Genomic DNA, 13,547 nt, shown 5'->3' on the forward strand with positions numbered 1-13,547 from the left:
TTTCACATCCCCTTTCAGTAGTTTTTCGCTAGTTAATTTAAAAAAAAACGAGGCATTAACCTCGTTTTATTGCTTTTTTGCATTATCCCCTTTAGAACTCATCCTCTTTAAATCAAACCAGACCGGACTTGCATTAAAAATCGAGGAATAAGCTCCACTGGTTACCCCAATTAACATTGCCGTAACAAATACTTTTATGCTGGAGCCTCCAAACAATAATAACGCAACTAAAACAAAAATTACCGTCATCACCGTATTGATTGAACGCGTCATTGTTTGCCACAAGCTTTTGTTAATTAAGTCTTCTAGAGCTTCGCCTTTTTCCCGATACTTAAGGTTTTCCCGGATACGGTCAAAAATCACTATAGTATCATTAATTGAATAACCAATAATGGTTAAGATTGCCGCCACAAAGCTGCTGTCAACTTCCCATTGAAAAATAGAGAAAATCCCAATTGTGACAAAAACGTCGTGTAAAAGAGCAATAATGGCCGCAACACCAAAATAAAACTCAAAGCGAAAGGTAATATATATAAGCATTAAAACTGAAGAAATCAAAAGAGCCAGCAAAGCTTTTTGTAAAAGTTCCCTACTTACAATGCCACCTATCCTATCTTCCCGCAAAACATCCATTTTACCCAGATTATTTTCTAGGGCCTTAACCAGTAAGTCCCGTTTGGCAGTATCTAATTCCTCAGTTCTAATAAGATAATTTCCTTCACTGGTTTGTTGAATGGAACTTACTTTTATTCCCTTTTGGGTTATGATACTCCTAATATCCTGAGATTGAACATCTTTGGCAAACTTAACTTCTAATATTGTACCACCGGTAAAGTCAATGCCCCAGTTAAGTCCTTGAAGAAACAAAGAAATTATTCCCGGGATAATAATTAAAAGCGAAATAATATACCAGTACTTCCTATTTTTAATAATGTGAAACATTTTCTTCCCCCCTTATGCCCCGTAAAGCTTGGGATTTTTCACTACTTTAGAATCAGCTGCTAAGAACAAGAGCCAACGAGTGAAGGTAATAGCAGTAAAAAAGCTGGCCAGAATACCGATACTAAGAGTCACCGCAAAGCCCCGAACAGGTCCTGTCCCCAAAAAGTAAAGAATAACGGCGGCAATAAGGGTGGTAGCATTAGAGTCAAAGACTGTTAAAAAAGCTCTTTTAAAACCGGAATCAATGGCTGACCTTAAAGTTTTACCCATTCTCAGTTCTTCTTTTAACCTTTCAAATATTAAAATATTAGCATCAACGGCCATACCCATGGATAAAACAAAGCCAGCGATACCCGGTAAGGTTAAAGTTGCTTTAAGGGCTATCATTACCCCTAAAACGATTGTTGCATATAATATTAAGGAAAAGTCGGCAATAAAACCGGGAAAACGATAATACAAAATCATAAAAAGAAAGATAGCTATTACCCCAATTATACTAGCTTTCACCGAACGCCTTAAGGAATCAGCCCCAAGAGTTGGCCCTACCACTTTCTTTTCCAAAATTTCAAGTTTTAAGGGCAAAGCTCCAGAACGTAATAACACCGCAATCCTGTGGGCTTCATTGAGATCTTTATACCCAGTAATTCTTGCTTTACCGTTAGTAATTGGCTCCTGAATAACAGGATTTTGTAAGAGCTTACCATCAAGATAAATCCCTAAGTTTCTACCAACATTTTTACTGGTAAAATCACCAAATTTTTTAGTTCCATCGGCATTAAAGGTCAAGTCAACTTCAGCAAGTCCAGTATTGGGATCCTTCGATTCAATAGCATCTTTAAGATCTTTGCCGGATACTACCAGCTCACCTTCCGGGGATTTAAATTCCAAAACCGCCGGTTTAATTAAAGTTCTAACCGCTTCTTCGGGGTTTTTATAGCCAGCAATTTCCACAATAATACGGTCTTTCCCTTGTTTTTGAATTATAGGTTCTGAAATACCCAGTTCATTAACCCTGGTTTCGATGATCGAGATAGTGCTTTGCATCGTTTTATCATTTACCGGACTTCCTGGAAGTTCTTTCGCCTGAAAGACAACGTGAACACCACCCTGTAAATCAAGCCCCAAAGTGGTGTATTTTACTAAGGGCTTAACCGGTCCAAAGCCTAAAAACATGTACCAGCCAAGAATTAAGATGAAAATAAGTACTCCACTAAAGATGGTAAATTTCCCTAATCTCACTACCTTATTCCTCCTCCGTTGGCATTAACAAAGCTATTATACTTTTAAATGAATATTATTGTCAATTTTTTAAAGCAATCTTGTGCCATTTATCACCAATTCAAACTGACACTTTAAAAATTCCGCCGCCTTGCGGCATAAGATCATCCGGGTTAAAAATATCTCAAAATACTCCATAACCGGACATATATTTGTATTAATTACCAATTCTAACGTAATTGTCCGCTTTTGTTCATTCACCCAAACAAAAGAATGCTCAACCGCCGAGTTTACCCGGTCATGAATATCATAAGTAGCAGGATCGGGGTTTCTAACTCTAGAGCGGTGAACATCCGACTTATCAGCTAAAATTAGGGCAGCCGCCACGTTATTTACGGGTTGGCCATATTGTTCTTCGTGATTGCCAATTGCTGAAATAACTACTGCTATTTCCTCATAATCCATGCCAAGCCGCTCTAAAATTTGCGAGGCAAGCAAAGCTCCAGTTAATCCGTGTTCCTGGCGATTAATAGCATTTCCGATATCGTGAAGGTATCCAGCTATAGCCGCCAGTTCTCCTTCCCGCTCAGGATAACCAAGGCGGTCCAATATATTTTTAGCTATGGAGGAGACAAGACCTAAATGCCTAAAGCCATGTTCAGTAAAACCCAGAGTCCCTAGATGCTCATTGCTTTTCTTGATAAAGGCTTCTACCATTGGATCCTTTTTCACCCTATCCAAGGTCAGCACAGAGCCACCACCCTGTAGTTTTTATTCTTTATAAGGTCCAGTAAGCGCTGACTTTAATACTTCCACTTTAACATTATCGGAAAGACGAAGAATTACAGTTTTATCTTTAATCTTCATTACGTCACCAATTAAACCTCCAACAGTTATCACCTTATCATCCACTTTTAGGGCCTTTAAAAACTCCTGATGCTGTTTTTGCCTTTGATTTTGTGGCCGAATCATTAAAAAATAAACAATTAAAAAAAAGACTACAAGATAAATAATTGTTACAACTTGTGGTGTGAAAATTTTACTGGTCATTTTAAAACCTCCCTTTTTAGTATAAAAAACATCTAAATTTATATTCGACTTAATTATTCTTTTCCCTGCTCATAGTTCTGTAAAAATTCCCAGGCAAAGGATAGTAATCTATCTTCCCGAATTGCTTTTTTAATTTCCCGCATAAGATTTATTAAAAAGTGTAAATTGTGAATGGTAGTAAGTCGAATTCCCAGCACTTCATCGTTATGTAAAAGATGGCGAATATAAGCCCGGCTATAGTTTCGACAGGTATAGCACTGACAATCTTCCTCAATAGGACGAAAATCTTCCTTGAAAATGGCATTTCGTACCACAAGCTTACCATATTTGGTAAATACCGTCCCATTCCGCGCAATGCGGGTAGGTAAGACACAATCAAACATATCTATCCCCCGGATTACCCCTTCAATTAAAGCATCCGGTGAGCCCACCCCCATTAAGTAGCGGGGTTTATCCGCAGGCAAGTGAGGTTCTAGCACTTCTAACATTTCATACATCAAGGGTTTAGGCTCTCCAACGCTTAACCCCCCAATAGCATAACCCGGAAAATCAAGTTCGGTTAAATACTTAGCGCTTTCCACCCTTAAATCGGCATAAGTACTTCCTTGAATAATACCAAACTGGACTTGATCTTCTCTTTGGTGAACTTCCTTACACCTTTTTGCCCAGCGGTGGGTACGAAGCATAGCTTCTCTGGCGTAACTATAATCAGCAGGATAAGGGGCACACTCATCAAAAACCATAGCTATATCCGAACCCAGGGCTTCTTGAATTTTTACAGCCTTTTCGGGACTCATAAAATGGGTACTGCCATCGATATGGGATTTAAATGTAACCCCTTCTTCGGTAATGGTCCGTAAAGGTCCTAGACTAAAAACTTGAAATCCTCCCGAATCTGTTAAAATTGCCCGGTCCCAATTCATAAATTTATGTAAACCGCCGGCTTTAGCGATTAATTGTTCTCCCGGCCTTAAATATAAATGATAGGTATTGGATAGGATAATTTCTGCACCTAATTCTTTTAACTCCTCCGGGCTCATGGTTTTAACGGTAGCTAAAGTACCAACAGGCATAAAAACCGGAGTTTCCACGGCATTGTGAAAAGTTTTTAATAGCCCAAGCCGCGCCCGGGTCTTGGGGTCTTTTTTAAGAACCTTAAAAGAAAACATGTTACTCCTCCTTAGAGTATCAACATTGCGTCACCAAAGCTAAAAAAGCGATAACGTAAATTTACCGCAGTTTCGTAGGCTTTTAGCACCTTTTCCCGACCGGCAAAAGCAGAAACAAGCATAATTAAAGTTGACTTGGGTAAATGAAAGTTGGTAATTAAACCATCAATTATCTGAAATTGAAAGCCGGGATAAATAAAAATATCGGTATAGCCTTTGGAGGGAATAACTTGTCCATCCTTGGCCACACTTTCGAGAACCCGCACCACGGTAGTTCCCACTGCAATTATTCGTCTCCCCTCGTCTTTAGCTTTATTTATTTTATTAGCCGCTTCTTGCTCCACTTCATAATACTCTTCGTGCATTTTGTGTTCTAAAATATTTTCCGTCTTCACCGGCTTAAAAGTCCCCAGCCCAACATGCAGCAAAACCTCGGTAATTTCCACCCCATGATCTTTTAAATCAGCCATTAATTCTTTGGTGAAATGTAAGCCCGCCGTAGGAGCAGCAGCTGAACCCGGTTCTTTAGCATAAACGGTCTGGTATCTTTCCGGATCTGATAACTTTTCTTTAATGTACGGAGGAAGGGGAGTTTCTCCCAGCTTATTTAGAACATCTTCAAAAACTCCCTGAAAACTAAATTTAATAATCCGCCCCACTTCCGTCTGGGCAATAATTTCTCCTTCTAAAATATTTGGTGCAAAAATAAGCCTGGTGCCAACCCGGGCACGCCTTCCGGGTCTCACCAGGACCTCCCACTCGGTGATGCCAAGCCTTTTAATTAAAAGGATTTCCACTTCTCCTCCCTGTTCTCGTACCCCAAAAAGCCGGGCAGGAATAACTCTCGTTTTATTTAAAACTAAAAGATCGCCGGGTCGCAAATATCTTTTTATATTTTTAAAAACATCATGTTCAATTTCACCAGTCTGGCGCCGTAAAACCATAAGCCTTGATTCATCTCTCTGGGCTAAAGGAGTTTGCGCGATCAATTCTTCAGGTAAATAGTAATCAAAATCTTTTAGCTCCATTTTTCACCTCTAATACTTCTTGGTAATTTCTACTCCAGTATAATAATATTTTATTATATCCTTATAGTCAAAGGGATCATGTTTAGAGGTTTTTTGCGCCATAGCCCAGGCTCCCCACTGGGACATACCCAACCCATGGCCCCATCCCTGACCAATAAAGGTATATTTTTGAGGAATTTCTTCAACTATAGTATAACCAGCTCCTCCATTTTCCATGGCAATTCCATCGGCACCAATAACGTTTAAATCCTGTTTGTCCACTTCCCTTTTCTCGCCATCGCCAGTAATTGCATAAACCGTTGCTTGCTCACTGGAATTCAAAGGGATAAACTTGGTTTCATCCTTTTTATCAGAAACTTTTACCGTAAACCGGGAGCTATTTAAACCCAAAGCTTTTCTAATGGTTCCGTCATATTTTAATATTTTACTGCCCTTTTCTCCTATTACAGTTACTTCCATAGCCCGTCCTGTAGCGGCAGCTTTTGTAACCTTTACTTCTTTTATCGCCCCAACACCATATCCATTTTTTTCTAATTGCTGTTGCAATTCCAAAGCTGTATACTCTTTAGTCCACCGGATAACATTATAGCTACTAGAACCTCTAGCTTTTAAGAGGTCAGCGGCTTCATCGTCGTATATATCTTTCTTAGCTTTTAGATAAGGATATTCAGAAGTACCATAAATCGTTGCGTTTGATTCAATATATCCTCCATTACTGGAATGAAAAAGGGCCGAGATTGCTCCACCATTATAAGTTATTATTTCTCCGGCAGTTTGGTCAACTAAAGCATTTACCGATGTAAACTCACTACTTAAGCCTTCATATACTTGACTCCGTTGGTCGGAATATAAGTCAAACTCCGAATTAGGATTTCGGTGACTGTAAGCATAAGTTCTAGCAGCCAGGATTTGGGCTTTTATAGCCTCCGTAGGCCAGTAAGCAGACACTTCATTAGGAACTACTCCATACAAATATTTTTCCAGTGATAGTCTATTTATAAGACGTATTCCTGTAGGTTTAGGAATAAGAATTAAATCCCCTCGATAGCGTTCTAAACGTTGCGGGTAGGACCGCTCAGGCGTTAAATTGAAATTTCCCGTACTATCACTATACGCCTGCAAAATTACCGTGTTTTTGGTAACAAAAAAGGGATTGGGGTCATTATTTTTATATAACTCAATCCAGTATTCGGTAAGACTTGCCGGTATATCTACCGTTTTTAACTTTATCGTTAAAATAGTTTGGTCGGGATCTTGATTTATTAATGCTGCTACATTATTTACTAAAGTATTACCATCGTAAAGTAAGTAATTACCGGTTAACTTTACTTTTTGGCTCTCGGTCTTGGGTAAATCTTTTAGTAGCACCCTTACTTTTATCGGTTCCCCCGCTAAGCTTAGATTCCCTGGGAGTGGACTTAGCATTAAAATTAAAAATCCTACCAATACTACTATTATTTTTTTCCGCACTCTTTTCGCTCCTTCCCCCACTTGGCTCACTTCCTTGATTTTTCATTATTTTGTTGTTTATTTTAACATTTTTTACGCTTTCTTTAAAGCTATTTGAACCTGCATTTTTTTGTTTATCTTCCTTCTCTTTTGGAGGTGTTCCCTTTTCTTTTGGAGTATTTTGTTTTGATTGTTTGTCTATTTTATTTTTTTGAAGGAAATTTTGGTACTTTTTTGTGTTAAACTTTTTCCCGGGTAAAATTTCGAATCTTACATCCCCACCTAATTCGGAACTAACTTTTTCAATAGCTTTTTCCACAGTCTGGCCTTTTAGCTCTAAAATGTATTTATTGTTTTTGGGATTAAGGGGTAAAACTTTCACGACTTTCTCCTTTCTATTTACGCCAATTTTTACCCCATCTTTGCCTCCTATTGTCAAATAAGCTACCACTTCTCGCTCTTTGGCGTAAGTGAGGTAGACCGGAGTAAAAAACAGTAATAAGGCTGCAGCCAATGCTGCAATCTTCACCCATAAGGTTCCAGAAAATTTAGCAGGGATTATTACCTTATCCCCGACATTGAAATCACCCTTTAACTTTAATTGGCAGAATTTACCCTCAGTTAAGACCAAGTATTTATTTTTACTAATTTTTTCTATCACAACACCCCGGCCCATTACTCCTCACCACCCTGGCCAAGATAAGCTTGTAAACTCGTAAACTTTCCCCAATACATTAAGACGATAGCCACCAGGTACTTCCGGTACTTTTCTAAAGTTTTAATATTTACCCCATAGCGAGTAGTAATAATTTGCAAAGATAGCTTTCCCGTTTTTACTAAATGTTGAGTAATTTCATCATCTTCGGAAATTCTTTGCGCCAAGGAAATTATCTTTTGACGACTGTCTTTATGTTTGGGTGAGATTTTGACAAGGTCCTTAAAGGTTATGTTAAATTTTTTTAATAACTTTTTATATTCTTCAATTTCCAGACGCATATCTACTTCAGCAAAGAAATCCTGAGAAGAAAGTAAATTTTCATCTAATGGATAATTTTGTGATAAGCGGTTATTTTGGCGATAATAATCAATTAACCTCCGCCGTACTACTTTTGCAGCAAAACTCTCAAAATCAGCACCTTTTGTTTTAATATAATTTTGGCTAGCTTCATGTAAAGCCAAAAGACCAATGCTGTACTCGTCATCCGATTTAGTAATAAATCTCCCGGTAAGCCTTGCTGCAATTTTAAATATTAGCTTCTCATGTTGTAAAATTAAAGCATCGTAACTTTCCCTGTTATCGGCATTAAATTCTTGCATACTTAAGCCCCCAATAACTTATTCGTAGCCAACAATAATTTTTAAGGGGGCCTTAACGGCGGAAAAGAAGATTAAGAATTATTGTTAATAAAATACTCAGCAAAATAGAACTAGCCAGCGGAAAAAAGAACGTAAAATTTCCTTTCCGAATTAAGATATCCCCCGGTAAGCGCCCCAGGGGCAAAAGTTTCTCCCCAACAAAAAAGAAAAAACCGGTGATAATTAAAATTACCCCGATTAACATGAGAAATTTACCAATTTCTCCCATTGCTTACTTCCCTTCCTTGTAGTATCTTTCTTTTTCGCTAAAAATACAACCACAATAAGGTTGCCGATATAATTCCAGTTCCTTTGCTTTTTGGTATGCAGCACGGTATCCTGGCCGAAAATCTTCATAAATAAAGTTAAGTCCGTATTTTGAGGCTAGGTTAAAACCAATTTCCTTGATACGGTCGTGTTTCTGATAAGGACTTACTAACAGGGTTGTTGACACATTCTTAATACCTAAACTTTTTGCCTTTTGAAAACTTTTATCAAGCCGGATTTCATAGCAGTAGTCACAACGAAAGCCTGGATAGTTTAAACTCCCCGTGAGAAATTCAACGAGAGGATACTCGTTTTCATAAATTACTTCTAAATCTATAAGGGCAGCATATTGCTTTAAAGTTTCGCGGCGTCTTTTAAACTCCTGATAAGGATGGATATTAGGATTATAGAAATATCCTGTTATGTGATAACCCCGTTCTTTTAAACGTTCTATGGGATAAATACTACAAGGGGCACAGCAGATATGAAGTAAAAGATCCATAGTTTCACCTCTACCAAAGGGTTTGTTCTGCCTCGTTTTTATTATATGGAATGCCTAAGTGTTCATAGGCAAGTTTGGTAACTATTCTACCTCTTGGCGTTCTTTTTATAAAGCCAATTTGCAATAAAAAAGGTTCATAAACATCTTCAATAGTAGTCGTTTCTTCTGCAAGTGAGGCGGAAAGTGCTTCTATTCCCACCGGTCCCCCTTGATATTTTTCAATCATTGTTTTTAAAATTAACCGGTCGGTAGGATCAAGCCCTAATTCATCAATTTCTAAGAGGTTTAAAGCCGCTTGAGCAATTTCTTTAGTAATAATGCCCTTCCCACGGACTTCAGCGTAATCTCTAACCCTTTTTAAAAGTCTATTAGCAATCCGCGGTGTCCCCCTCGAACGTTTTGCAATTTCCTCACTACCTTCAGGGGTAATTTCCACCCTTAAAAGGGCTGCCGAACGATTTATAATTAACATTAATTCTTCTACTGTATAAAATTCCAAGCGATGCACCAGGCCAAAACGGTCGCGTAAGGGAGAAGTCAAAAGTCCGGCTCGAGTGGTTGCCCCCACTAAAGTAAATTTTGGTAAATTTAATCTTAAACTTCGGGCTCCAGGGCCCTTACCTAACATGACATCCAAGGCGTAATCTTCCATAGCCGAATACAATACTTCTTCAACAATCCTTGGCAAACGATGAATTTCGTCAATAAATAACACATCTTTCTCCCCAAGATTAGTTAAAAGGGCGGCCAAATCTCCTGGACGTTCAATGGCTGGTCCTGAAGTTACCTTTATGTTTACTTCTAGCTCATTGGCAATTATTGTTGCTAAAGTAGTTTTCCCTAATCCAGGAGGGCCAAATAGAAGAACATGGTCTAAGGCTTCATTCCGCTTTTTTGCTGCTTCAATAAAAATGGAAAGGGTTTCTTTTACTTTTTTTTGCCCAATATATTCACTTAATTTTCGTGGCCTTAAACTAAACTCGTTTTCATCCTCCACCAGTTCAAAACCCGAAACGATTCTTTCTTCCATTTTCTCACCTGTTTTCTATTTATTTAGGAATTTTAAAGCAAAAGCAAGGCCTTCTTCTGGGGTTTTAATTCCTTTTTTATCAACTTTGCGGATTAGTTCTCTAGCCTCGGCTGCCGAAACCCCAAGATTTATAAGCCCTTGCTGAACATCATTCCAGATATCCGCAAAATCGTTTTCTTCCTCAAAATAATCCCCTGTAGTTACAACCCCCTCTATTTTATCTTTTAGCTCAAGAAAAAGACGCTGGGCATTTTTTTGGCCAATTCCAGACACCCGTGTTAACGCCTTTTCGTTCTTTGTGGCGATAATCTGCTTAAGTTCACTTGGTCGAAATTCGTTTAATATTGCTAACGCCGCTTTTGGCCCTATACCGGAAACACTTAAGAGCAAATCAAAAAGCTGTCTCGTTTCTTCATCTTCAAAGCCATAGAGAAACCATCCATCTTCTCTTATTAGCAACGAGGTAAATAAAACTGCCTCGGAATTTAAAAATAATTTATTTATTTCTCGCCCTAAAACCGTAACTTTAAACCCAATCCCATTAGTTTCTAAAATAACAGCATCTCCTAATTTTCCTATTACTTTTCCCCTTAAAACCGCAATCAAACAGATCCCCCCAATTTTATTAATCCGGCATAAGCTATCGCCAGAGCATCGGCCACATCATCCGGTTTGGGTGGTTCTTTTAACCCCAAAAGCTTTGTTATCATATACTCGACCTGAAATTTAGGGGCATGGCCATAACCGGTAACAATATTTTTCACTTCCACCGGTTTTATTTCTATTACCGGTAAGTTATTTAGGGCCGCAACCAGCAAGGCAACCCCACGGGCTTCCCCTACGGAAATAGCAGTTTTAACATTTTTACTAAAAAATAACTCTTCAACTGCTACTAACTCCGGCTGTTCTTTGGTTATTATGGAGTTTAAATTTTGAAATATCAATTTTAATCTTTGCTCTTTTGTTATTTTTGGGGTAGAAATAGCCTCATAAGATATCACCTTTAATTTGTTACCAACTTTTTCTAGTATCCCTACACCCATTAATGCTGTTCCGGGGTCTATACCAATAATTTTCATCATTACCTCCAAAAGCGAAATAAGAGCCTTTGCGGCTCTTTTTATTACTATTTAGTCCACTAACTCAAAATTGGCGTAGACTTCTTGAACATCGTCATGGTCTTCAAAAAGGTCTAAAAGTTTTAAAAGTTTTTGGGCATCGTCCCCCGAAACCGGTACCGTTGTTTTAGGTAGCATGGTTATTTCCGCCACACTTGTTTTGATGTTAGAGCTTATTAAAGCTTCTTTTACGTTTTCAAAAGATTCAGGAGACGTAATAATTTCAAATTGCTCCCCATCATCTTTTAAGTCCTCGGCACCAGCTTCTAAGACCATTAAAAGCAGTTCTTCTTCTGTAACTCCCGGGTTTTCTTCTTTTAAGACAGTAATATATCCTTTTTCTTCAAAAATCCACTGAACACTCCCTGCTTCTCCCATATTGCCACCATGTTTTGAAAATAGGTGTCGAATCTCCCCCGCAGTACGATTACGATTATCTGTCATAATCTTTAATAAAATGGCCACTCCTCCGGGACCATAACCTTCATAAAAGACCTCTTCATAATTTTCAGCACCCAATTCGCCTGTCCCTTTTAAAATAGCTCTTTGAATATTTTCATTGGGAATATTTGCTTCTCTAGCCCTGGCAATGGCAGCTTTTAGCCGGGGATTTGCTTCCGGGTCTCCTCCTCCTAATCTAGCAGCAACCATTATTTCTCTAGCAAGTTTTGTAAAAATTTTTCCTCTAACCGAGTCCATTTTTTCTTTTCGATGTTTAATGTTGGCCCACTTTGAATGACCAGCCATAAAGTACCTCCTACCTCCTCATCCCATTACAACATTGGAATCTCAGGCATATTCTTTTTATGTTGGGATTTTATTTGCATCACTTTTACATAATTTTCTATTTCCGCTGGGCCTTCTCCTGTTAATAAGTAACGGTCAATATCTTTATACCTATAACCCATCTCTCCTTCATCGGTTTGCCCTTCCCATAAGCCCGCCGAAGGAGCCTTTGTAATTATTCTGTCCGGAAGACCAAGAAAACGGGCAAATTCCCAAACTTCGGTTTTTGTAAGACCTCCTATGGGTAAAAGGTCAACACCACCATCACCCCATTTGGTGAAATAACCTATCTCTAGTTCCGTTCTGTTTCCTGTTCCAACCACCAAATAATTAAAATTAGCTGCCCAATAGTAAAGAGTTGCCATTCGAAGTCGAGGTTTAATGTTTGCTAGAGCAATTTTATTTGGCTCATGCTTAAATGCTTTATTTTGGCTATTAACAAAAGCCGTATAGGTTTCATCCAGACTTACAATAATATGTCTAAGATTTAAGTGCTTTACTACCAGACGGGCATCTTCTTCATCTTGGGGATTGCTAAAGCACGGCATAATAATCCCTAAACTGTCCTCAGGAAAAGCTTTTTTAATGAGAGCAGCCACTACCGCCGAATCAACCCCACCGGATACCCCTACGAGAAGCCCCTTAGCGTTGGCTTCAGCAGCTTTTTGTTTTAACCACTTAACAAGTTTATCGGTTTTTTCCTGCCAATTCATTATTTTTCGCCCCCCAATTAGTAAATTCTGAAACAGTTAAGTTAATAAAGCTGTTAATTAAAGGATGTTGTTTTTTTCTTTTTAAATATATCAGATATAAATCTCTTTGAAAACCCAAACCATCAATTCTATGTGCCGATATCAACCCAAGTTTTTTTGCATTTCTAATGGCAATTTCCGAACAAAAAGCTCCCCCAAGCCCGCCTTCCACCGCCGTTAATACTGCTTGATTGCTTCCCAATTCCATTACAATATTAAGCTTTTTTTCTTGAATCCCAAAATTTTTAAGGACTTTTTCCAAAAACATTCTTGTTCCTGAACCTCTTTCTCGCCAAATAAGTGGCACCTTTAACAAATCCTCTGGTTCCAATACTTCCTTTTGGGAAAGGGGGTGATTTGCGGGTAAAATAAAAACCAATTCATCCCGATAAAAAGGGATAAACTCAAGGCGGGGATTTTTAATTTCTGACCCTACCGCTCCTACATCATATACTCCCTCTAAGATTTTAGCCACTACCTCACCAGTATCACTAATTTCCAAATTTACTTTTACCTGTGGATACAATTTGCTATATTTACCCAAGATTAAAGGTAAAAGGTACTGCCCAGGAATATTGCTGGCACCTATGTTTAAAATACCTTTGGGATTTTCTTTGTTTCCTGAAATATTTTGTTCTGCTTCTTCGAGGATACTTAGAAGCTCCTGAGCATATTTATATAAAAGTGTACCATCTTCCGTTAGTTTTATTCCCTTGACGTTTCTTTCTAATAAAATTGTATTATAATGTTCCTCTAAAGACTGCAAATGCTTAGTAATTGCCGGTTGGGTTAAATTCAATATTTTTCCAGCTTTACTCAAGCTTTTTTCATTTACTACGGTAATAAACGTTTTAAAATACTCTGTTTTCATCCAATCCCC

General features: G+C 38.3%; 17 protein-coding genes. All 17 read right to left on the reverse strand.

The window, feature by feature from the left end; all coding sequences use genetic code 11:
• Positions 1 to 66: 66 nt before the first annotated feature.
• The 17 genes from secF to cpu_RS11705 all read right to left on the reverse strand — a co-directional run bounded on the left by secF (position 67) and on the right by cpu_RS11705 (position 13,538).
• Positions 67 to 942 carry a protein translocase subunit SecF gene (secF, locus tag cpu_RS11625; protein ID WP_075860141.1) on the reverse strand — a complete coding sequence of 292 codons (876 nt, stop codon included), beginning with the start codon at positions 940 to 942 and terminating at the stop codon, positions 67 to 69.
• A 12-nt stretch (positions 943 to 954) separates the two neighbouring features.
• A complete protein-coding gene (gene secD, locus cpu_RS11630; RefSeq protein ID WP_075860142.1) occupies positions 955 to 2,181 on the reverse strand; it encodes a protein translocase subunit SecD in 1,227 nt (408 codons plus the stop codon).
• Between the two features lie 69 nt (positions 2,182 to 2,250).
• Positions 2,251 to 2,910 carry an HD domain-containing protein gene (locus cpu_RS11635; RefSeq protein WP_200800681.1) on the reverse strand — a complete coding sequence of 220 codons (660 nt, stop codon included), beginning with the start codon at positions 2,908 to 2,910 and terminating at the stop codon, positions 2,251 to 2,253.
• A 21-nt stretch (positions 2,911 to 2,931) separates the two neighbouring features.
• The gene (yajC, locus tag cpu_RS11640; RefSeq protein WP_075860143.1) at positions 2,932 to 3,210 is read right to left on the reverse strand and encodes a preprotein translocase subunit YajC; all 279 of its coding nucleotides are present in this window, start codon (positions 3,208 to 3,210) and stop codon (positions 2,932 to 2,934) included.
• Between the two features lie 53 nt (positions 3,211 to 3,263).
• A complete protein-coding gene (gene tgt, locus cpu_RS11645; protein WP_075860144.1) occupies positions 3,264 to 4,379 on the reverse strand; it encodes a tRNA guanosine(34) transglycosylase Tgt in 1,116 nt (371 codons plus the stop codon).
• A gap of 11 nt (positions 4,380 to 4,390) precedes the next feature.
• Entirely contained in the window at positions 4,391 to 5,407 is a 1,017-nt protein-coding gene (gene queA, locus cpu_RS11650) for a tRNA preQ1(34) S-adenosylmethionine ribosyltransferase-isomerase QueA (RefSeq protein WP_075860145.1), read from the reverse strand.
• Positions 5,408 to 5,416: 9 nt separating this feature from the next.
• A complete protein-coding gene (locus cpu_RS11655) occupies positions 5,417 to 6,832 on the reverse strand; it encodes a SpoIID/LytB domain-containing protein (RefSeq protein ID WP_143299320.1) in 1,416 nt (471 codons plus the stop codon).
• On the reverse strand, positions 6,720 to 7,532 hold the full coding sequence (locus cpu_RS14045; protein WP_075860147.1) for an anti-sigma factor domain-containing protein: 813 nt from the start codon (positions 7,530 to 7,532) through the stop codon (positions 6,720 to 6,722). The genes cpu_RS11655 and cpu_RS14045 overlap by 113 nt, the downstream gene beginning before the upstream one ends.
• Complete coding sequence (gene sigI, locus cpu_RS11665) at positions 7,532 to 8,173, reverse strand: RNA polymerase sigma-I factor (protein WP_075860148.1); 642 nt, start codon at positions 8,171 to 8,173, stop codon at positions 7,532 to 7,534. The genes cpu_RS14045 and sigI overlap by 1 nt, the downstream gene beginning before the upstream one ends.
• Before the next feature lie 52 nt (positions 8,174 to 8,225).
• Positions 8,226 to 8,441 carry a DUF2905 domain-containing protein gene (locus cpu_RS11670; protein ID WP_075860149.1) on the reverse strand — a complete coding sequence of 72 codons (216 nt, stop codon included), beginning with the start codon at positions 8,439 to 8,441 and terminating at the stop codon, positions 8,226 to 8,228.
• Positions 8,442 to 8,444: 3 nt separating this feature from the next.
• Positions 8,445 to 8,981: an epoxyqueuosine reductase QueH gene (locus cpu_RS11675; protein ID WP_075860150.1), complete on the reverse strand. Its 537-nt coding sequence runs from the start codon at positions 8,979 to 8,981 to the stop codon at positions 8,445 to 8,447.
• Between the two features lie 10 nt (positions 8,982 to 8,991).
• Positions 8,992 to 10,011 (reverse strand): Holliday junction branch migration DNA helicase RuvB, encoded by a 1,020-nt coding sequence (ruvB, locus tag cpu_RS11680; RefSeq protein WP_075860151.1) that lies wholly within the window; start codon positions 10,009 to 10,011, stop codon positions 8,992 to 8,994.
• A 15-nt stretch (positions 10,012 to 10,026) separates the two neighbouring features.
• Complete coding sequence (gene ruvA, locus cpu_RS11685; RefSeq protein WP_075860152.1) at positions 10,027 to 10,617, reverse strand: Holliday junction branch migration protein RuvA; 591 nt, start codon at positions 10,615 to 10,617, stop codon at positions 10,027 to 10,029.
• Positions 10,614 to 11,093, reverse strand: a complete 480-nt coding sequence (gene ruvC / locus cpu_RS11690) for a crossover junction endodeoxyribonuclease RuvC (RefSeq protein ID WP_439951478.1) — start codon at positions 11,091 to 11,093, stop codon at positions 10,614 to 10,616. The genes ruvA and ruvC overlap by 4 nt, the downstream gene beginning before the upstream one ends.
• 48 nt (positions 11,094 to 11,141) lie before the next feature.
• Positions 11,142 to 11,876, reverse strand: a complete 735-nt coding sequence (locus cpu_RS11695; RefSeq protein ID WP_075860154.1) for a YebC/PmpR family DNA-binding transcriptional regulator — start codon at positions 11,874 to 11,876, stop codon at positions 11,142 to 11,144.
• Positions 11,877 to 11,902: 26 nt separating this feature from the next.
• Positions 11,903 to 12,628 carry an NAD(+) synthase gene (gene nadE / locus cpu_RS11700; protein WP_075860155.1) on the reverse strand — a complete coding sequence of 242 codons (726 nt, stop codon included), beginning with the start codon at positions 12,626 to 12,628 and terminating at the stop codon, positions 11,903 to 11,905.
• Positions 12,603 to 13,538, reverse strand: a complete 936-nt coding sequence (locus cpu_RS11705; RefSeq protein WP_075860156.1) for a selenium metabolism-associated LysR family transcriptional regulator — start codon at positions 13,536 to 13,538, stop codon at positions 12,603 to 12,605. The genes nadE and cpu_RS11705 overlap by 26 nt, the downstream gene beginning before the upstream one ends.
• Between the last annotated feature and the right edge of the window lie 9 nt (positions 13,539 to 13,547).

Origin of the sequence: Carboxydothermus pertinax, from assembly GCF_001950255.1 — a bacterium.
Lineage (GTDB): Bacteria > Bacillota > Z-2901 > Carboxydothermales > Carboxydothermaceae > Carboxydothermus > Carboxydothermus pertinax.